This window comes from Brevibacterium aurantiacum, from assembly GCF_900169065.1.
Lineage (GTDB): Bacteria > Actinomycetota > Actinomycetes > Actinomycetales > Brevibacteriaceae > Brevibacterium > Brevibacterium aurantiacum.
Genome location: NZ_FXZB01000011.1, coordinates 44,376 through 63,724 on the forward strand (window position 1 = coordinate 44,376; position 19,349 = coordinate 63,724).

The window sequence follows — 19,349 nt, forward strand, 5'->3', positions numbered from 1 at the left end:
CTAACGGGCTGCTGTGGGCCGCCGCACCTTGATGAACGCGAGGATTGCGGCGATGAACATCGGACCGATCAGCCAGGCCGCCGAGCGCAGCGTTCCGGTCACGATGATGTCCGCGCCAGGCAGCCACGTCGGCTGGCCGAGGACATAGGAGAGGATGACGATGACAAGTGCGGCCACAAGCATCGGAGAGGAGCTTAAGTACATGGTCTTGAGGTGCCAGAGTCCGCAGGCGGCCAGCAGCAGGGACAGTACGAGTCCCCAGGGCAGGATGACCGTGGCACCGGCGAGGTCGAACACGCTCACGTTGAGGTGCTGCATGGCCCCGAGGAAGCCGATGAGCACAGCTAAGACAACAGCATGGGCATAGGCGAAGAACCCTGGCTTCTTGGGCTCTCGACGTCGCCGGCGCAGGGGTGCTGCACCGACAGCGCTGGGGGTCTGGGTTTCGCAGGCAGCGATGTCGAGGTCCGTGAGCACATGAGGTGCAGGTCCTGATCGAAGCCTCTGGGCCGAGATGGGTGTTCCGGCACCGATGGAGTAGTACTCATGGTCGACGATCTTCATGCCGATGCCGTTCGACAGTGCGAAGAACCCGCCGGAGACCGCCACCTGGGTGCGGTGAGCGGCCAAGGCGCTGCGTTTGGCGCCGAGAACCGAGGAGATGTCCTGGGCGATGACGATCTCGCTCACGGGCGGTTTGGTGGGGATCGTCTGAGCTGGCGAGAAGCCGGTTTCGGCGAATCCGGGCTGATTCGCGTCGAATGTCTCGTGAGCCACCTCGGCGGGGACATCGACGAACAGCAGCCGTCCGGCTCTCCAAGCTGCGAGGTCGACGGCGGCCACAGTAGCCTCGTGAACGCGCACGTGGTCGGGGTGGCCGTAACCGCCGTTGGCGGCATAGGTGATGACCGCATGGGGGCGGACCTCGTCGATGACGGCGGCGATGTAGCGGGACACGGTCGAAAGTTCGGCAGCGCAGAGTGCGTTGGCGGGCATGGTCGAGGCGGCGACGGCATGACCGTCAGGGCCCCACTCCATCCCGGAGTCTTCGAAGGTGTGGGCGCTGCCGCCCAGGAACAGGTGCTCACGCACGCCCAAGGCAGCCATCGCCTCAGCGACCTCGGCTTCCCGGACGCGGGCGAGTCCGGCACGATTGCCTTCCAAGCCTTTGAGGTCGGCGGGGATGACCTCGCCGTCCTCACCACGAGTGGCACTCAGGACCGTGACCCGCGCTCCCTCGCCGACAAGTGCGGCGATTGTGCCTCCGGTCGTGATCGTCTCATCATCGGGATGAGCGTGCACGAAGAGGATGCGGGGAACGACGGCCATGGGGTCCTGAGTGCTTGTGGTCATGCTGGGTTGGTGGAACTCACGCGTTCTGTTTACGCAGCTTGGCGTAGGTCTTCGCGCGTTCCTTCGGGTCGAGTTCCAGCTTGCGGATGCGCACTGTCCCTGGGGTGACCTCGACGCATTCGTCCTCACGGGCGAATTCGAGGCTTTCCTCAAGCGTCAGCTTGCGCGGCGGGACGAGGTTCTCGAAGGAGTCCGCCGAGGCCGAACGCATGTTCGTCAGCTTCTTCTCCTTCGTGATGTTGACGTCCATGTCATCTGCGCGGGAGTTCTCGCCGACGATCTGGCCGGTATAGACCTCCGAAGTGGGCTGGACGAAGAAGGTGCCGCGTTCCTGCAGGTTGATCATCGCGTAGGGAGTCACAGAACCTGGGCGGTCGGCCACGAGGGATCCGTTGGTGCGGAACTCGATGTTGCCGGCCCAGGGTCCATAGCCTGCGGAGAAGGAGTTGGCGATGCCGGTTCCGCGGGTCTCGGTGAGGAACCGGGTACGGAAGCCGATGAGCCCGCGTGCGGGGACGGTGAATTCCATGCGGACCCAGCCGGTGCCGTGGTTGGTCATGGTCGACATGACACCCTTGCGGCTGGCCAGGAGCTGCGTGACGGCACCGAGGTAGTCCTCAGGCACGTCGATCTGCAGCTCTTCGAACGGCTCGTGGACCTTGCCGTCAATCTTCTTGGTGACAACCTGAGGCTTGCCGACGGTGAGTTCGAAGCCTTCACGACGCATCTGCTCGACGAGGATGGCCAGCGCGAGCTCGCCGCGTCCCTGGACTTCCCAGGCGTCGGGACGTTCGGTGGGCAGAACCTTGAGCGAGACGTTGCCGACGAGTTCCTGGTCAAGACGATCCTTGACCATGCGTGCGGTGACCTTGGTGCCCTTTTCGCGACCTGCCAGAGGCGAGGTGTTGATGCCGATGGTCATCGAGATCGCAGGATCATCGATTGTGATCGCAGGCAGGGGCTTCGGGTTGTTCAGGTCGGTGAGCGTGTCACCGATCATGATGTCGGGGATGCCTGCCACGGCGACGATATCGCCGGCAGATGCCTCGGTGGCCGGGACACGGTCGAGGCCCTGAGTCTCCAGGAGCTCGGTGATCTTGACCGAGCTGATGTCATCGCCACGAGCCCAGGCGACCTGCTGGCCCTTGCGCAAGGTGCCGCCGAAGATACGCAGCAGAGCAAGACGGCCGAGGAACGGCGAGGCATCCAGGTTGGTCACGTGGGCCTGAAGGATGTCGTCATCGTTGATCTCAGGAGCCGGGATGGTCTCGAGGATCGTCTTGAACAGCGGCTCGAGGTCCGGGTTCGACGGAGCTTCTCCATCAGCGGGCTGCTCGAGCGAAGCGGCGCCGACCTTGGCCGCAGCGAAGACGGTAGGCACGTCGAGGACCGAGTCGACATCGAGGTCGGGAACTTCGTCCGCGAGGTCGGAGGCGAGACCGAGGAGCAGGTCCTGGGCCTCTTCGACGACTCCGTCGATGCGAGCATCGGCACGGTCGGTCTTGTTGATCAAGAGGATGACCGGCAACTTCGCGGCCAGCGCCTTGCGCAGCACGAAGCGGGTCTGGGGCAGAGGGCCCTCGGATGCGTCGACGAGGAGAACCACGCCGTCGACCATGGACAGGCCGCGCTCGACCTCTCCGCCGAAGTCAGCGTGACCCGGCGTGTCGATGACGTTGATGACGATGGGGTCGTCACCGGCTGACGGTCCGTTGTAGAGAACCGAGGTGTTCTTCGCGAGAATGGTGATGCCCTTCTCGCGTTCGAGGTCGCCGGAGTCCATGACGCGTTCAGCAAAATCACCGTGTTCGCTGAACACACCGGTCTGGCGGAGCATGGCATCGACCAGAGTGGTCTTGCCGTGGTCGACGTGGGCGACGATTGCGACGTTGCGGCGGTTTTCCCGACGCGTGATGGCTTCAGTCATCAAGAACCTTATGAGCTAGAGAGATTGGTCCGGTGCGGACCCAACAGACCATTATACGGCCACACGCTTACCGGAAATGACAGGTGGTGTTCAAAGTCGGGCATGAAGAATGCGAGCGTGAATGCATTCGGTGGTCGCAGCGGCGAGTGAGAATCCGCCCGAAAGCGCATCTGACTCGTCCGCTGCGACCACCGAATTATCACGTAGGCCAGCTGGACTGCCTGAGGATCAGGCGTTGGCCGTGGCCTCCAGAACAGCGTCCCTGGCTTCGCGTCGCTTGCGCTGTTCGCGCGGGTCCGGAACTGGGACCGCGGACAGCAGCCGCTGGGTGTAGGGATGAACCGGGTTGGCGACGACCTGCGAGCTCTTCCCGATCTCGACCAAGTACCCGTGACGCATCACGGCGATACGCGAGGCGATGCGTTCGATGACTGCCAGGTCGTGGCTGATGAACAGGCACGCGAATCCGTATTCCTGCTGCAGACCCTCGAACAGGTCGAGGACCTTGGCCTGCACCGAAACGTCGAGGGCCGATGTCGGCTCATCGGCGATGAGCAGCTTCGGCCTCAGAGTCAGCGCACGGGCGATGCCGATGCGCTGCCGTTGACCGCCGGAGAGCTCGTGCGGATAGCGGTTGCGCATCGATGTGGGCAGCTCGACGGCGGTGAGCAGCTCTTCGACGCGCTTGCTCAGTGCTGGCCCCTTCATCCCCTCGTGGAGGTAGAGAGGTTCCCCGATGGACTCACCGACGGGCAGACGCGGGTTGAGCGAGGAACCAGGGTCCTGGAACACGATCCCGACTTCCTTGCGCAGCGGTCGCATCGCCTTGTTGCTCAGGCCCTTGATGCTCTTGCCGTTGACGACCATATCGCCTTCGACGGTGGGCAGAAGTCCCAAGGCAGCACGACCGATCGTCGTTTTGCCCGAACCGGATTCACCGACCAATCCCACGACCTCGCCGGGAGCGATCATCAGATTGATGTGGTGTGCGGCGCGGAAGGCCTTCTTCCGTCCGATCGCCGGATATTCGATCGCAGCATCGCGCAGCTGCAGTGCAGAAGGCTTCGAGAAGTCAGCCTGAGACCCGGGATGGTAGTAGGTCTCCGTGGAGTCCATCTCGATGTCGTGGGCATGCTTGGACTCCCCGGCTGCCTCCGCGGCCTCGGCCAGGCCCGAGACCCGGTCTGTTCCGCCCTCGGTCACCATCGGGCTGAGAGTCGACTTCGGCGGGTGCGCTCCACCGTCATTGCCGCCCGTCGTGACGTCGTCGGCGGTGCCGTGGGAGGCTTCCGTTTCGTGGACTACGGCCGAGTCCTCGACACCGGCGGGATCGGCACCGAAGGCCTCCCCCTCAATCGCCGTGCCGAGGTGCGGCACAGCTTCGAGGAGCTGCTTCGTGTACGGATGCTGCGGGTTGTAGAAGATCTCTTCCGCATTGCCAGATTCGACGACACGACCAGCCTTCATCACAATCATGCGATCAGCCATATCGGCGACCACACCCATGTCATGGGTGATGAGGATGATGCCGGCATCGAGCTTCGACTTCAGCTCACGCATGAGCTTGAGGATCTCAGCCTGGACGGTGACGTCCAGAGCCGTCGTCGGCTCATCGGCGATGAGCAGCTTGGGCTGGCAGGCCAGAGCCTGAGCGATCATGATGCGCTGACGCTGCCCGCCCGAAAGCTGGTGGGGGAACGAATGGAACCGCTCCTCCGGGTCCGGGATCTCGACGAGACGCATGAGCTCGAGAGCGCGCTCTTTGGCCTCTGTGGGTCCGACGTCGAGGTGGACGCGCAGCGTCTCCACGATCTGGAAGCCCGCAGTGTAGACCGGGTTGAGTGCGGTCATCGGCTCCTGGAAGATGACCGAGATCTCGTTTCCGCGGATCTGCTGCATCTTCTCCGGCGGCATGCCGATGAGTTCGGTCCCGCCCATCTTCGCCGAGCCGGTGGCCCTGCCGTTGCTGGGCAGCAGACCGAGCAGTGACATGCTCGACTGTGATTTGCCGGAACCCGACTCTCCCACGATCGCCAGCACTTCACCAGCGTTAACTGTGTAGTTGAGATCTTCGGCGGCCATCCACCATTCGTCGTTGACCCAGAAGTTCACTCCCAGGTCCTTGACGTCGAGGACCGGTGATTTAGCTGTGTTTGTCTGTTCAGTCATCACTTCGCCTCTTTCTGGGTCATGCGCTCGGCCTTCTTCATCTTCCTCCAGCTCGGAATGGTCTTCATTCGGGGGTCGAACGCATCGCGTAGACCGTCGCCGATGAAGTTCACACACAGAGCAATGACGATGATGAACAGACCTGGCCACCAGAACAGCCACGGACGAGTGGCGAAGGAGGTCTGGTATTCGCTGATGAGCTGGCCCAGGGAGATTCCGGGCGCCTGGATGCCGAAGCCGAGATAGCTCAGCGCCGCTTCAAGCACGATCGCCTGGCTCATCACCAGCGTCGTATTGACGATGATGACCCCCATGGCGTTGGGCAACATGTGTTTGAACATGATGCGGAAGTCGCTGGCTCCGGCCACGCGAGCCGAATCGACGAATTCGCGTTCGCGCAGGGACATGAAGTCACCGCGGACGAGTCGTGCCAGGCCGGTCCACAGGATCGCACCCAAGGCCAGGCCGAGCAGTGGCCCGTTCGCGCCCCCGACCATCTTGCCGAGGATCGAGCCGATGACGATGACGGGCAAGATGATGAAACCATCCGTGATGCGCATCAGCAGGGAATCGATCCACCCGCGATAGTAACCGGCGACTGCACCCACGATTGTGCCGATGACTAGGCAGACCAGGCCGATGATGATCATGACGATGATGGAGATCTGCGTCCCCTTCATCACCCGGGCGAAGTTGTCACGTCCGATCTCGTCCTGCCCGAAGGGATGGTCACCCAGCGAGAAGAAGTTCGAGAAGGACCAGGTCGGCGCGCCTCCGGCGTTGACGATCGGGCCCGAGGCGGTGTGATTGTAGATCCACCATCCGGGGATCGGACCGAAGCCCACCGATGAGAAGGCGAAGAGGGCGACGAAGGCGAAGACTCCGATGCTGATCATCGCGCCCTTGTGGCGGAGGAACTTGCGGAAGACGATCTTGCCCTGAGACAGACCTTCGGTTTCCTTGGCTTCGATCGCATTGTCCCCGACGTCGTCGGAGGCGAGAGCATTCTGATTATCGTTGTTGGTACTCATGCGTTCACTCGGATTCTGGGGTCGAGGACTGCGTAGAGGAAGTCCGCGACGAGGTTGGCGATGATGGCGAGCAGGCCGGTGATGAGGATGTAGGCCATGATCGGATCGAGTTCGGACTGTCTCATCGAATCGATGAAGAGCTTGCCCATACCGTTCCAGCCGAAGATCGTCTCCGTGATGACGGCACCGCCGATCATGGTGATGATGTCGACGGGAATGATCGATGCCAACGGCAGCAGAGCATTGCGCAGTGCGTGGCGCATGACGACCGTACGCTCGTTGAGGCCCTTGGCCCGTGCCGTGCGGATGTAGTCCTGTCCCATGACCTCGAGCATCGAACCGCGTGTGTAGCGGGTGTATGAAGCGAAGGAGATGAGGATCAGGGCGATCGACGGGAGGAGCAGGTGAGTGAACGTGTCAAGGTTCGCTATCCAGAAATCGCCCTCAAGGTTCGGCGTCGATGCGCCGATCGTCGCAATCGGTCGGTTGTTGATCGCAGGCTGGTCGGAGTAGTCCCCCCACCCCTGCAGCACACGGTCGGCGAAGATGAGGACGGCGATGATCAGGCCGGTGAAGAACGTCGTGCGGACCGTGTCCCAGGGATCGGGACCGCGGAAGGCCAGACCCACGCCGACGGCCACACCGATCGTGACGATGAGGAGTCCGAGCATCCACAGCCAGTTCATCTCCTGGTAGTAGAAGAGGTACTGCAGCGGCATATAGAGCAGGGCTCCGATGACGGCCATCGTCAGAGACGCGTAGAGGACTCGCTTGTTCTTCAGGCCCGTCGACAGGAAGGTCATGACAACGGCATCGCCGAGGCCGATGACGACGATTCCCACGATGCCGATGCTCGGGTGCTGCAGCCAACCGCTGGCCAGAATGTAGTAGATCGTGGCGAAGGTGATCACTGTGGCAGCGAGGAAGGTGATGAGTCTGCGTTTGCCGCTGCCGCCCAGAGCACCCATCCAGAACAGTCCCATCGCAATGCAGACGAGGATGATCGGCACCCAGCTGCTCAGCGTCGGGTCGTTGATGAAGTTGTTGATCTCGATCGCGCCGTACTGCTTGAGCAGAACCGCGACCCAGAACACAGGCAGCGAGTAGAGGAGGAACGAGACGAAGGTGATGAAGTAGTCGAAGCCCGAGTACTGACGAATCGCCGAGACCATTCCGACGGCGATGCCGAGCACGATGGCCACGATCGTCGAGGCGGTGATGAGCTTGACCGTGTTGACGATTGCGCCCTGAAGCTGCGAGGTGACCTCTTGGCCCGATTTCCAAGCGATGCCGAAGTCACACTGCCCGACCACGCAGCCGCCTACGCCGGCCAGCCACTTGAAGTAGCGCACGATCGCCGGGGTATCGAGGTCGAGGAGCCTGCGGCGGGACTCGTAGAGTGCCTCGATGTTGGGAGAGGTGCTCGAACGCAGATCCCAGAAGAAATCGAGGGCGACGTTGAGCAGGAGGTAGAGGACGAATGTCACGACCAGGAGCACGAGTGCAGTCGAGAGTAGTCGTCTGAGGATGAATCTTGTCATTGGGTGTCCGTTTCAATCTTCCGAAAACGCCGCTGTGGGGATCACAGAGTGATCCCCACAGCATCTGGGGGTGAAGGAGAACCGATCGCGTCAGTCGCGGATCAGTTGGTCTCCCACTCCCAGTAGTTCCAGAAGATGGTCGGCGACACGGTAGTCGATTTCGCATTCTTCAATTTGTCTCGGTAGATAACCAGCTCCGGGTGCTGGAACAGCGGCGCACCGAATGCGTCAGTAGTCAACTGTTTTTCCAACTCTGTTGACAGTTTGGCGTGTTCAGACTCCGGCGCACCGACGATCTTGTCAAGAATTTTGTCAGTCTTCTTGCTCGAGTAGCCGCCGTAGTTGTTCTGGGCCCCTGTGCGGTAGTTCGCATCCGAGTCAGAAATTCCTGTCGATCCGGACTGCCAGCCGAACAGCGAGACGTCATAGGTGCCATCGCCGAGGCGGGTGCCCCAGTTGACGTCTCCGACGTCCTCAATCTTGAAACCGGCCTTCTCCGCCGATTCCTTGATCAGTTGGAACTCCTGCTGACGGCGTGAGTTCGTGTTGTCATACATCACGCGCACCTTAGGAGCATCGACACCTGCATCCTTGAGCAGCTTCTTAGCACCCTTCAGGTCAACCTCTTTGAGGTCTTCCATCCCATTGCCCTTGATGATCTCGTCGTACATCGGCGAGCCGGGAACCTGGTTGAAGGAGTCACGTGTCACCGCCTCAGGGTTGAGCGGTTTAATGATCTTATCGACGATGTCCTGGCGAGGCAGGGTCTTGAGGAACGCCTGACGCACCTTCTTCGCCTTCTCTTCATCGCCGCCATTGGCAGCCGGGTCAAAGGGCCCCTTGTTGTCAAAGGTGAAGTCCACATGTTCGTAAGTCGCACCGTCGGCTGAATCGACATTGACGCCGTCGATGTCTTCGGCTGCAGAGAGAACATCGGCGGTCGCCTGAGGCTGGGTGAAGTCGACCTCACCGTTTTCGATTGCTTGCACCATAGCCATTGGGTCACCGTTGTAACGAACTGTGACGGTGTCGACCTTCGGCTTCGTTGGGCCGGTGTACTTATCGTCAAGTTCAAGTGTGACGTACTGCCCCTCCTCGAACTTGGTCATCTTGTACGGACCGTTGTGGACGAGGAGGTCCTCGTCTTCGGGCATCGAGGTGAAGTCAAATCCGGTGTTCCAAGTGTTCGAGATCTTGGAAAGCTTCTCCGTATCCTTGTCCTTAATCGCCTTGAGTATCGCCTGTTTGCCCTTTTCAGGGTCATCAATTCCCAATGCCTTCTTCGCAACGATGTGGGAAGGGAGCCCTACCCCGTTAGGGCCGATTCCAGCAAAGCCGACCTGCCAATCAGCGAAGGGCTTGGAAAACTCAAAAGTAGCTTCGGAGCCGTCATCGGAAATCTCAGGGAAGTCCTTCACGAGCTTCGGACCGATCGAGGCCGAGTCGAAGTACACGGTCTTCGCATCGTTCTCCTTAACCGAACCGTCGTCGTTGTTGTTCTGATCGACGGTGTTGAAGTTCGACGACGTAGCAGCCCATGTGAGCGCCAGGTCGGCGGCGTCCACAGGGGTGCCGTCAGACCACTTCGCATCATCATTGAAGGTGTACTTGATCTTCAATGGATCATCAGCGACCTTCTCGAGCTTGCCAAGCGCACCGTCCTGCACCTCGAGGCTGTCGTCGTAATACCCGAAGTTGTCATTCATCATGTAGGTGAGAATGGCGTTCGAGACAGCATTACCGTTCGCTGACTGAGTATTCATCGAACGGAAGGACTCGTTCCAACCAATATTGAGGTTCGATTTCTCTGACGACTTCTCATCGTCTCCGCCGCCGGGGGGTGTGCACGCAGTGAGCACCATTGCTGCTGCGGCAACTGAGGCTCCGGCCGCGAGGAAGCGCTTGTTCACGTTCTCTCCTTGTAGTCATGAGGCTGTTTCGCCCGTGTAGCCACGCCCACAATCCGGGGCGTGATGCGCTCGATCACTCCCTGGTCGGGAGCGGGACCGCGTTCATGTTTTTCACATGGAATGCCTCAAAGTTAATTCACGCGACACTGTGACACAGTCCACATACTGAGCAAATTTCATAATCGTTACTGTTTCGAGACCAAGGAAACATGCACACAACACGGAGTCTCAGTGGATAGGATGTTCAGGTGGTTAACAGTGAGATAGATCGCAATTCAGGGAACGAACAGCCGACGATCGTGAGGACGACAAGCTCCACGGTGCTCTTCTTCGTCATCGCTGGACTCTGCGTGGTCGGCCTGGGTTCGATCATCGTCGGAGACTTCACCGCACGGGGCCTGGCCGTGGCGGGCATACCGGTCGCCATCATCACCGTCGTCTACGCCCTCTACCGGTTTCCGCGCGTCGAGCTGCGGCACAAGGAGATCGCACTGATCAATCCGATGCAGTCGGTGCACATCCCCTGGAACCTCGTCGACGGGTTCGACATCCACTTCGGACTCGGGGTGCGCACCCATGGGAAGGTCTTCTCCTCTTGGCCCCTGGCCAGCAAGGGTAAGAAGATGGAGAAGGACGAACACGGCATCCGCAGGCTGATGGACAATCCGAATCCTGCTGTCGACACCGTGCTCGACCGTCATTCCAAGCTCAGCGATGAGGAACTGTCGAACCCTCGCGGGGAACGCACGATCTCCAGCTCGTGGAACTTCGGCATCATCGCCGCGCTCGTGGTCGCCGTCATCTGGGCAGGCTTCGGCTTCGCGGCTCTGCCCAGCTGATCAGCCGCTTGGATGATCAGACAGTCGGCTTTTCAGCCGCCGCGACTGTTCACCAGCCGCGTTCGCGCCATTCGCTCAGCTTTGGACGCTCCGCGCCCAGCGTGGTGGCATCACCATGTCCGGGCAGCACCCGGGTCTCGTTAGGCAGCTGATCGAAGACGCGCTCTTCCAGATCGTCCATGAGCGAGGTGAAGTCCTCTGGTTTCCAGGTCTTGCCCGGTCCCCCGGGGAACAGCGAATCACCGGAGAACAGGATGGTCTCTCCCCCATCACGCAGCAGCAGAGCGATCGATCCGGGTGTGTGCCCGCGCAGGCCGATCGCCTGCAGGACGAACCCGCCGAAGTCGCCGACGTCGAGATGGTCGACGGAGCGTGCGATCTCGACCCCTTCGGCCGAGGTGATCGCCTCCGCGTCGGCGCTGCCGGCGATCGTCATCGCATCAGGGAATGCCGCCGAGGTGGCCGGCAGTGCCCGAATATGATCCCAATGCTGGTGAGTCGTAATGATCGCCTCCAGGATCGGTTCCGCGGAGGTGTCGTCACCGCCTGAGGCGATGAGTGCTGTGATCGCATCGGCATCGTCGGCGGCATCGATGAGCACCTGTGCCCCCGATTCCTTGGCGGTGATGAGGTAGACGTTGTTGGCCATGTCGGACACCGCAATGCTGCGGATGACGACGTGTTCGGTCTCGATTGTCTTCGTCATTATCAGTTCACCATGCTCCTCGTGTGTACTGCGGTGGATACGGTCCCGGTTCGACTCCGAGATCGTGGGCTGCTCTCTGTGGCCATGCCGGTTCGCGCAGAGCTGCTCTGGCCAGGAAGATCGCGTCTGCCTGTTCGGAGGCCAGGATCGTCTCCGCCTGTTCCGGATCGGTGATGAGGCCCACGGTTCCGGTGCTCACACCCTCTGCGCGGATCGCGGCCGACAGCGGCACCTGGTAGCCAGGACCGACGGGGACCTTGACGGGGAAGTTGCCTCCGGAGGAGACGTCGATGAGGTCGACGCCGCATTCGTTCAGGTCACGCGAGACCTCAACCGCCTCGGCGATGTCGAAGCCGCCTTCGCGCCACTCGCTGGCGGAGAGGCGGACGAAGACGGGCACGTCCTCCCCCACTGCGGCGCGCACGGCTTGGTAGGTCTCGATCAGAATTCGCGAACGTCCGGCTAGGTCTCCGCCGTACTCATCGGTGCGCACGTTTGACAGCGGAGACAGGAACGAATGGAGCAGGTAGCCGTGGGCGGCGTGAAGTTCGACCAGGTCGAATCCGGCATCGATGGCTCGAACGGCGGCCGCGGCGAAGGCCTCGACCACCTCGGCGATGTCGTCCTTCGTCATCTCTTCCGGGGCCTCATATCCGGGGTAGGCGACGGCACTGGCACCGAGGGTCGGCCAGCCGCCCTCGGCCTCGGGCACGCTGCCCCGAGGATTGCCTTCGAAGGGACGGTATGTGCTCGCTTTGCGACCCGCGTGGGCCAACTGCACACCGATCCGACTGCCCTGCGAATGGACGAACTCGGTGATCGAGGACCAGGCGTCGGCCTGATCGTCATTCCAGATGCCGGCGTCCTGAGGCGAGATCCGCCCTTCGGGCAGGACAGCGGAGGCCTCGGTGAGAATGAGTCCGAACCCGCCCTGGGCACGGGCACCCAGGTGAACGAGGTGCCAGGTGCCGGGCACGCCGTCTTCGGACTCGCAGGAGTACTGGCACATCGGGGCCAGCCAGATGCGGTTGGCGATCTCGGTGCCGCGCATTGTCATGGGTGAGAAGAGATGAGTCATGTCGTCAGTCTGCCAAGGTTCCTCGTCGATCACAGCATGATGTTGAATACTGGTACGGCGAGTACGTAGACGGTGATCGTGATGAGGACGATTCCGATGACGTTGAGCCATAGTCCGCCCTTGACCATCTGCGCCACTGTCACGTAGCCCGAACCGTAGGCAACAGCGTTGGGTGGTGTTGCCACCGGAAGCATGAAGGCGCAGGTCGCAGCCAGGGCCACCGGAATGGTGAGAAGCAGCGGGTCGAGGTCGAGCCCCATCGCCACGCCGCCGACAACGGGAACGAAGGTGGCTGCGGTCGCGGTGTTCGAGGTCAGCTCCGTGAGGAACAGGATGATCGTGGCGAAGATCGCGACAACGAAGACCGTCGGCAGTACTCCCAGACCGCTCGTGGATTTGCCGATCCATTCGGTCAGTCCTGAGGAGGAGAACTGTGCAGACAAGGCCAGGCCGCCGCCGAAGAGAAGTAACACACCCCAGGGCAGCTTCTCCGCGGTGTCCCAGTCGAGGAGGCGGACTCCGCGATTGGCTCCTCCGGGAATGAGGAAGAGGAGGAGGCCGATGACTATGGCGATGCCCTCATCGCTGATCGGTGGCTCCTCGAAGATCAGCGGCAGGGAGATCCAGCTGACCGCGGCGAGGATGAACATGCCCAGCACCAGCTTTTCCCCGGTCGACATCGGGCCGAGCTTTTCCAATTCGTCGCGGATGAGCTCGCGACCCCCTGGGATCTCATCGATCTCAGGCTTGAACAGCACTTTGACGAGGAGGAACCAGGCGATGATCATCATCACGATCGCCAGTGGGACTCCGACGAGCATCCACTGACCGAAGCCGATGGAGATGTCGTGGTTGTCCTTGAGGTAGCCGACGAGGAAGAGATTCGGCGGTGTGCCGATGATGGTGCCGAGAGACCCGATGGAGGCGGAATAGGCGATGCCGAGCATGAGTGCGGTGCCGAAGTTGGACTTCACCACCGCCCCGAGGCCGGAGTCGTCCTCCCCTGTCTCTGGCGCCTCGGCGGCCGAGTCCGCGGTATCGGAGTCCGCGGTTTCTGCCGCATCGGTGATGGCGCCGCCGACGACTTTGCTCACGATCATCAGCACCGAGATCCCGATGGGCAGCATCATCACCGCTGTGGCGGTGTTCGAGACCCACATGGAGACGAATCCGGTGGCGATCATGAAGCCTGCAATCATCGGTCCCGGCTTGTTGCCCATGATGGACAGGGTGATGAGGGCGATTCGCCGGTGCAGGTTCCAGCGCTGCATGGCTAAAGCGATGAGGAAACCGCCGAGGAACAGGAAGATGATCGGGTTTCCGTAGGAGGCACCGACAGTGTCCATCTCGACCTCGGTGCCGAATACGGGGAAAGCCACAAGCGGCAGCAGGGAGGTGGCAGGGATCGGCAGTGCCTCGGTCATCCACCACACCGCCATGAGCACAGCAACGGCGGCCGTCAGCTTCGCGCCGTGTTCGACCCCGTCCGGCATGATCGCGTAGACGAGGGTCGACAGGATGAGCCCGAGGAGGAAGCCGGTCCAGCGGATGCGCACCGTCTGTCTGGACAGCCCAGGCGCTCTCTCACCGGGTGACAGTTCGCGGAGGTCGGTCGAGGTCTCGCTTCGTGAGTGCTGTTCCTGAGTCATCTGCGCTCCTCATTGAGCAAGGTCGGATGCTGTGGACTACATCTACACCCTACTCAAGAACGCCTCGATGTGGTCGAATACGATGTCGGGATGTTCGGCCATCGGCAGATGAGCCGCATCAGGGATGACGACCATCGCTGAGTCGGCCACCTGTGCCGACAGCTCGGTCATGGCCTCGGGGGTGCAGCCCGGATCCTGTGATCCGGCGATGAACAGGGTCGGCGTGGTCACGGCCTCAAGGCGCCCAGTCACGTCGTATTGCGTCACAGCCCTTGCACAGGCGATATAGGCAGCATCATCGACCATTGCCAGGTCCGTGAGGATGGCCGGTCCCGATGCGATGTCCTCGGTGAGGAAACCGGCGGCGAACCACCGGTCGGCGGTGTCGTCGAGCTGGCCGCGGGTGCCGTCCTCGGCGACGTCCTTGATTCGCTCGGCCCAGGATTCGTCGGTGCCGAACTTCGTCGCCGTCGCACAAGCCACAAGACCGGTCAGCGAGTCAGGGTGTTCGAGTGCCAACGTCAGTCCGATGCCGCCCGAGATCGAGACACCGCAGTAGGTGAACTTCTCCACGCCCAGTTCAGCCAGGCTGGTCACGAGCCCGGCTGCGAGATCGGAGACCGTGAAGTCCGCGCCGTCATCGGTTCGAGGAAGTGTGTGACCGGGAAGATCGCTGAGGTAGATCTGGTAGTCATCGGCGAATCTGGCCGCGACCGCGGCCCAGAGGGAGACCCTGGTGCCGAGGGCGTTTCCGAAGACGATGGCCGGTGAACCCGGATTGTCGTTGAGGGGGTGGACTGCAATGCGCAAGAGTGCTCCTAGCGAGGTTCGAGATCAGATGAGATGTTCGAGGTCAGGAGTGCTGTCGGAAGGTCAGGAGACCACCGCACTCAGCCTACCGCCCGAGTACTGGAGATAACAGCGTGGGCACAGTGATTCATAGGTCACGGCATTGCCGTCGATAGCCACCTGATCACCGTCGAAGATGAACTGGCCATCGACGAGGCGTCCGTTGAACATGGCCTTGCGGCCGCACCTGCAGATGGTCTTCAGCTCTTCCAGAGTGTGAGCAATCTCAAGCAATCGGGCAGAACCAGGGAATGCCCTGGTGCGGAAGTCGGTGCGGATTCCGTAGCACATCACCGGCACCGAGATAGCAGTGGCGATGCGCATGAGCGAATCGACTTGGAGCGGTTCGAGGAACTGGGCCTCGTCGATGAGCAGGCAGGCCACGCTTGCCTTAGGGGTGTCGATGGATTCGAGCAGAGCATCATGATCGACGTAGTCGGCGTGTTCGCGGTAGATGGTCTCAACGTCGGAGCCGGCGGGGATGAGGAAGTCGACTTCGCGGGTGACGCCGAGGCGGGAGACGATCTCGCCAGCACCCTTCGTGTCGATGTGGGGTTTGGCCAGCAGCACTCGTTGGCCGCGTTCCTCGTAGTTGAAGGCGGCCTGCAGCAGGGCGGTCGATTTTCCGGAATTCATCGCCCCGTAACGGAAGTAGAGCTTTGCCACCTTCGTCCTCTCTGAGTCGTTCGTGATGATTTTGCTGTTGTTCGTGATGGGTGTCCTGTTGTGTGTGACGAAACAGAACCCTACCGGGAAGCTGAGCGCATCCGGGTCAACGGTAGGATGGTGAGGTCAAACCCCGAGACGATGTGGAGTAGTCCATCACCATGGCCAAAATCATTTATACGCGCACCGATGAAGCGCCTCTTCTGGCGACGTACTCGCTCAAGCCGATCATCGAGGCCTTCGCCACCTCGGCGGGTGTCGAGGTCGAGACCCGAGACATCTCTCTGGCCGCGCGTGTACTGGCACAGTTCACTGATCGCCTCCCCGAAGATCAGCAGGTCGCTGATTCCCTGGCCGAGCTGGGCGAGCTGGCCAAGAAGCCTGAAGCCAACATCATCAAGCTGCCCAATATCTCGGCGTCCGTCCCCCAGCTCAAGGCCACCATCGCCGAGCTCCAGTCACAGGGCTACGAACTGCCCGACTACCCGGACGAGCCATCGACCGATGAGGAACGCGATGCCAAGGCTCGCTACGACAAGGTCAAGGGCTCAGCCGTCAACCCCGTCCTGCGTGAGGGCAACTCCGATCGTCGTGCCCCGCAGGCCGTGAAGAACTTCGCGAAGGCCCACCCGCACTCGATGGGTGACTGGTCCGCTGATTCGAAGACCAATGTGGCCACCATGGCTGCCGGTGACTTCCGCGACAACGAGAAGTCAGTCGTCATCCCGGCCGATGACACCCTGCAGATCCGTCTGCGTCCCGCCTCGGGCGAGACCGTTGTCCTCAAGGAATCTCTGCCTGTCCTCGCCGATGAGGTCATCGACGCCACCAAGATGGACGTCGCAGAACTCCACAAGTTCCTCAAGGCGCAGATCGTACGCGCCAAGGAGGAGGGAATCCTCTTCTCCGTCCACCTCAAGGCGACCATGATGAAGGTCTCCGACCCGATTCTCTTCGGCCACGTCATCGAGGCGTTCTTCCCCGAGGTCTACGCCGAATACGGTGTTGCCCTCGCCGAGGCGGGCCTGACCTCCGACAACGGACTGGCCGCCATCCTCGGCGGACTCGACGCCCTCCCGGCCGATGTGGCCAAGGGTGTCAAGGACGGAATCGAGAAGGGCATCGCCGAGGGCCCCTCCTTGGCCATGGTCAACTCAGATAAGGGCATCACGAACCTGCACGTGCCCTCCGACGTGATCGTTGATGCTTCGATGCCCGCGATGATCCGCGTCGGCGGCAAGATGTGGAACAAGGACGACGCGACCCAGGACGCCCTGGCCGTCATCCCCGACTCCTCCTACGCCGGTGTCTACCAGACCGTGATCGAGGACTGCCGCGCCAACGGTGCCTTCGATCCGACCACGATGGGCACCGTCCCCAACGTCGGACTCATGGCGCAGAAGGCCGAAGAATACGGCAGCCACGACAAGACCTTCGAGATCGCCCAGGACGGCGTCGTCGAGGTCGTCAACTCTGCCGGTGAGGTCATCCTGTCCCACAAGGTCGCCGCCGGTGACATCTGGCGCGCTTGCCAGACCAAGGACATCCCGGTCCGCGACTGGGTCAAGCTGGCCGTCACCCGTGCCCGTCTCTCCGAGACCCCTGCCGTGTTCTGGCTCGATGAGACCCGCGCCCATGACCGCAACCTGCGGGCCAAGGTCGAGGCCTACCTCGGCGATCACGACACCGAAGGTCTCGACATCCGCATCATGAACCCGGTCGAGGCGACTCAGTTCTCGATCGATCGCATTCGTCAGGGCAAGGACACCATCTCGGTGACCGGCAACGTGCTGCGCGACTACAACACCGACCTGTTCCCGATCCTGGAACTGGGCACCTCGGCGAAGATGCTCTCCGTGGTTCCGCTCATCGCCGGTGGCGGTCTGTTCGAAACCGGTGCCGGTGGTTCGGCTCCGAAGCACGTTCAGCAGCTGGTGGAAGAGAACCACCTGCGCTGGGACTCACTCGGTGAGTTCCTCGCCCTGGCCGAATCGTTCCGTCACGAGTTCAACGTCCACGGCAACGCCCGTGCCGGTGTGCTCGCCGATACGCTCGATGCAGCGACCGGCAAGTTCCTCGAAGAGAACAAGTCGCCTTCGCGCAAGGTCGGCGAGATCGACAACCGCGGCAGCCACTTCTTCCTGACCCTCTACTGGGCACAGAACCTGGCCGAGCAGACGACGGACGAACCGCTGTCCGAGGCCATCAAGCCTGTTGCCGAGGCTCTGGAGACCAACGCTGAGAAGATCTCGGCCGAACTCCTCGAAGTCCAGGGCAGCCCGGTCGATCTGGGTGGCTACTACTACCCGGAAGAGGCCAAGCTCGACGCGGCCATGCGCCCCTCGGCCACGCTCAACGAGATCATCTCCACCCTGAGCGCCAAGGTCTGATCTCAGGTCTGATCTGACCAGCACACGTCTCTGATCTCACTTCTTCAGGTCAGAGAATGCAACACCACACTCATGCGCCCATCAGCGACTATGATGGGCGCATGAGTACTCAAGACCCACGTGGCGAATCACAGACGCCCGACGAGCTGCTGGCCGAGACGCAGTCCGTGCTCGGCGACGAGGATCCGGCGACCGGCAACACCCGCGAGGTCGCACCGACTCAGCAAGTGGATCCGACGCAGCGCATCGAGCCCGCACAGCAGACCGAACCTGAGCAACGCCAGGAGCCGACTCCTGCAGGCAAGGACGCGGACCTGTCACAGCTCAAGGGCGGGTCCGGCATGTCGGCGGGAATGTGGGCGTCGCTCATCCTCGGTGCCGCCATCGTCGTGCTCCTGCTCATCTTCATCCTGCAGAACAACGTCCCCGCCGAATTCCAGTACTTCGGTTGGCAGTTCCAGCTGCCGCTGGGCGTTGCCATGCTCTTCGCCGCAATCGGCGGCATCTTCATCGCCGGCATCATCGGATCCGTGCGCATCTTCGTGCTCAACCGCAAGCTGAAGAAGATTTCGAAGGCTCTGGGCCGCTGATACATGGAGTCCCACCCCGGTTTCACCCTCCTGCCCACCCAGCTCGATTCGACCATCGTCCTCGCCGACACTGACGCCGAGGCCGAATGGGCGCGCATCGATCTCTCCTCGCTGACGAAGCAGGAGATGAACTATGCGACGGAGTTCGAACCCGATGCGGCAGCCACTTGGGCTGCCGGTCGGGTCATTCTCCGCCATGTTCTCGGCACGCATCTGGACCGCGACCCCGCCGGCATCGAGATTCGTCTCGACTCTGCGGGCAAGCCCCGGGTCGAGGAATGCGAATTCTCCGTCACCAGAGCCAGGCGACTGGTCCTGGTCGCCGTTGCCGATGATCCCATAGGGGTCGATCTCGAGGCCGTGCCCGAACACGCGGTTGCCGCCGAGGCGATGTCGCTGCTGCACCCGAAGGAGCGAGCCGAGCTCGAGCAGGTGCCAGCATCTGAGCTGGCGACCGACTTCGTCCGTGTGTGGGCCCGCAAAGAGGCCTTCCTCAAGGCTCTGAGCACAGGCTTGGCCCGCGATCCCGGCATGGACTACATCGGAGCCGGAACCGCACCGAACTCCCCGCACCCCGACGTCGAGATCTTCGACCTGGAATCGGGTCTGCCCGAGGGATACCACGCGGCCATCGCGTTCAACCGCTGACAG

General features: G+C 61.8%; 15 protein-coding genes. 4 read left to right on the forward strand and 11 right to left on the reverse strand.

Going from position 1 to position 19,349, the window contains the following annotated elements:
- The 6 genes from BAUR9175_RS08950 to BAUR9175_RS08975 form a co-directional block, all read right to left on the reverse strand.
- On the reverse strand, positions 1-1,353 hold the full coding sequence (locus tag BAUR9175_RS08950; protein ID WP_226829485.1) for a PIG-L family deacetylase: 1,353 nt from the start codon (positions 1,351-1,353) through the stop codon (positions 1-3).
- Positions 1,354-1,369: 16 nt separating this feature from the next.
- Positions 1,370-3,280, reverse strand: a complete 1,911-nt coding sequence (gene typA, locus BAUR9175_RS08955; protein WP_009881698.1) for a translational GTPase TypA — start codon at positions 3,278-3,280, stop codon at positions 1,370-1,372.
- A gap of 228 nt (positions 3,281-3,508) precedes the next feature.
- Positions 3,509-5,449, reverse strand: coding sequence for an ABC transporter ATP-binding protein (locus BAUR9175_RS08960; RefSeq protein ID WP_009881697.1), 1,941 nt, complete (start codon positions 5,447-5,449; stop codon positions 3,509-3,511).
- Complete coding sequence (locus tag BAUR9175_RS08965) at positions 5,449-6,480, reverse strand: ABC transporter permease (protein ID WP_096167036.1); 1,032 nt, start codon at positions 6,478-6,480, stop codon at positions 5,449-5,451. Before BAUR9175_RS08965 ends, BAUR9175_RS08960 begins: the two co-directional genes overlap by 1 nt.
- On the reverse strand, positions 6,477-8,021 hold the full coding sequence (locus BAUR9175_RS08970; protein ID WP_101583562.1) for an ABC transporter permease: 1,545 nt from the start codon (positions 8,019-8,021) through the stop codon (positions 6,477-6,479). Before BAUR9175_RS08970 ends, BAUR9175_RS08965 begins: the two co-directional genes overlap by 4 nt.
- Positions 8,022-8,122: 101 nt before the next feature.
- The gene (locus BAUR9175_RS08975) at positions 8,123-9,931 is read right to left on the reverse strand and encodes an ABC transporter family substrate-binding protein (protein ID WP_101583564.1); all 1,809 of its coding nucleotides are present in this window, start codon (positions 9,929-9,931) and stop codon (positions 8,123-8,125) included.
- 299 nt (positions 9,932-10,230) lie between these two features.
- Here BAUR9175_RS08975 and BAUR9175_RS08980 point away from each other — a divergent pair, with 299 nt between their 5' ends.
- Complete coding sequence (locus tag BAUR9175_RS08980) at positions 10,231-10,770, forward strand: hypothetical protein (RefSeq protein ID WP_081448509.1); 540 nt, start codon at positions 10,231-10,233, stop codon at positions 10,768-10,770.
- A gap of 49 nt (positions 10,771-10,819) precedes the next feature.
- On the opposite strand, the gene BAUR9175_RS08985 is transcribed toward BAUR9175_RS08980, so the two are convergent.
- The 5 genes from BAUR9175_RS08985 to BAUR9175_RS09005 form a co-directional block, all read right to left on the reverse strand.
- Positions 10,820-11,476 carry an MBL fold metallo-hydrolase gene (locus BAUR9175_RS08985; protein WP_009881692.1) on the reverse strand — a complete coding sequence of 219 codons (657 nt, stop codon included), beginning with the start codon at positions 11,474-11,476 and terminating at the stop codon, positions 10,820-10,822.
- Positions 11,477-11,483: 7 nt separating this feature from the next.
- On the reverse strand, positions 11,484-12,554 hold the full coding sequence (locus BAUR9175_RS08990) for an NADH:flavin oxidoreductase/NADH oxidase (protein ID WP_096158647.1): 1,071 nt from the start codon (positions 12,552-12,554) through the stop codon (positions 11,484-11,486).
- 29 nt (positions 12,555-12,583) lie between these two features.
- Entirely contained in the window at positions 12,584-14,203 is a 1,620-nt protein-coding gene (locus tag BAUR9175_RS08995) for an SLC13 family permease (protein ID WP_101583567.1), read from the reverse strand.
- A gap of 42 nt (positions 14,204-14,245) precedes the next feature.
- Positions 14,246-15,013 carry an alpha/beta fold hydrolase gene (locus tag BAUR9175_RS09000; protein ID WP_101583568.1) on the reverse strand — a complete coding sequence of 256 codons (768 nt, stop codon included), beginning with the start codon at positions 15,011-15,013 and terminating at the stop codon, positions 14,246-14,248.
- A 63-nt stretch (positions 15,014-15,076) separates the two neighbouring features.
- A complete protein-coding gene (locus BAUR9175_RS09005) occupies positions 15,077-15,718 on the reverse strand; it encodes a thymidine kinase (protein ID WP_009885010.1) in 642 nt (213 codons plus the stop codon).
- 161 nt (positions 15,719-15,879) lie between these two features.
- Between BAUR9175_RS09005 and BAUR9175_RS09010 the strand changes: the two genes are divergently transcribed.
- The 3 genes from BAUR9175_RS09010 (at position 15,880) to BAUR9175_RS09020 (ending at position 19,346) form a co-directional block, all read left to right on the forward strand.
- Positions 15,880-18,108 (forward strand): NADP-dependent isocitrate dehydrogenase, encoded by a 2,229-nt coding sequence (locus tag BAUR9175_RS09010; protein WP_009885011.1) that lies wholly within the window; start codon positions 15,880-15,882, stop codon positions 18,106-18,108.
- A 101-nt stretch (positions 18,109-18,209) separates the two neighbouring features.
- Positions 18,210-18,698 carry a LapA family protein gene (locus BAUR9175_RS09015; protein ID WP_009885012.1) on the forward strand — a complete coding sequence of 163 codons (489 nt, stop codon included), beginning with the start codon at positions 18,210-18,212 and terminating at the stop codon, positions 18,696-18,698.
- Between the two features lie 3 nt (positions 18,699-18,701).
- Positions 18,702-19,346 (forward strand): 4'-phosphopantetheinyl transferase family protein, encoded by a 645-nt coding sequence (locus tag BAUR9175_RS09020; protein WP_009885013.1) that lies wholly within the window; start codon positions 18,702-18,704, stop codon positions 19,344-19,346.
- Positions 19,347-19,349: the final 3 nt, after the last annotated feature.

What these genes read in the sequence shown, in the direction of transcription:
- BAUR9175_RS08960 (WP_009881697.1), bottom strand. Translation starts at nt 5,449, where the DNA reads ATGACTGAACAGACAAACACAGCTAAATCACCGGTCCTCGACGTCAAG.
- BAUR9175_RS08970 (WP_101583562.1), bottom strand. Translation starts at nt 8,021, where the DNA reads ATGACAAGATTCATCCTCAGACGACTACTCTCGACTGCACTCGTGCTC.
- BAUR9175_RS08990 (WP_096158647.1), bottom strand. Translation starts at nt 12,554, where the DNA reads ATGACTCATCTCTTCTCACCCATGACAATGCGCGGCACCGAGATCGCC.
- BAUR9175_RS08985 (WP_009881692.1), bottom strand. Translation starts at nt 11,476, where the DNA reads ATGACGAAGACAATCGAGACCGAACACGTCGTCATCCGCAGCATTGCG.
- BAUR9175_RS09015 (WP_009885012.1), top strand. Translation starts at nt 18,210, where the DNA reads ATGAGTACTCAAGACCCACGTGGCGAATCACAGACGCCCGACGAGCTG.
- BAUR9175_RS09020 (WP_009885013.1), top strand. Translation starts at nt 18,702, where the DNA reads ATGGAGTCCCACCCCGGTTTCACCCTCCTGCCCACCCAGCTCGATTCG.
- BAUR9175_RS08950 (WP_226829485.1), bottom strand. Translation starts at nt 1,353, where the DNA reads ATGACCACAAGCACTCAGGACCCCATGGCCGTCGTTCCCCGCATCCTC.
- typA (WP_009881698.1), bottom strand. Translation starts at nt 3,280, where the DNA reads ATGACTGAAGCCATCACGCGTCGGGAAAACCGCCGCAACGTCGCAATC.
- BAUR9175_RS08995 (WP_101583567.1), bottom strand. Translation starts at nt 14,203, where the DNA reads ATGACTCAGGAACAGCACTCACGAAGCGAGACCTCGACCGACCTCCGC.
- BAUR9175_RS09010 (WP_009885011.1), top strand. Translation starts at nt 15,880, where the DNA reads ATGGCCAAAATCATTTATACGCGCACCGATGAAGCGCCTCTTCTGGCG.
- BAUR9175_RS08965 (WP_096167036.1), bottom strand. Translation starts at nt 6,480, where the DNA reads ATGAGTACCAACAACGATAATCAGAATGCTCTCGCCTCCGACGACGTC.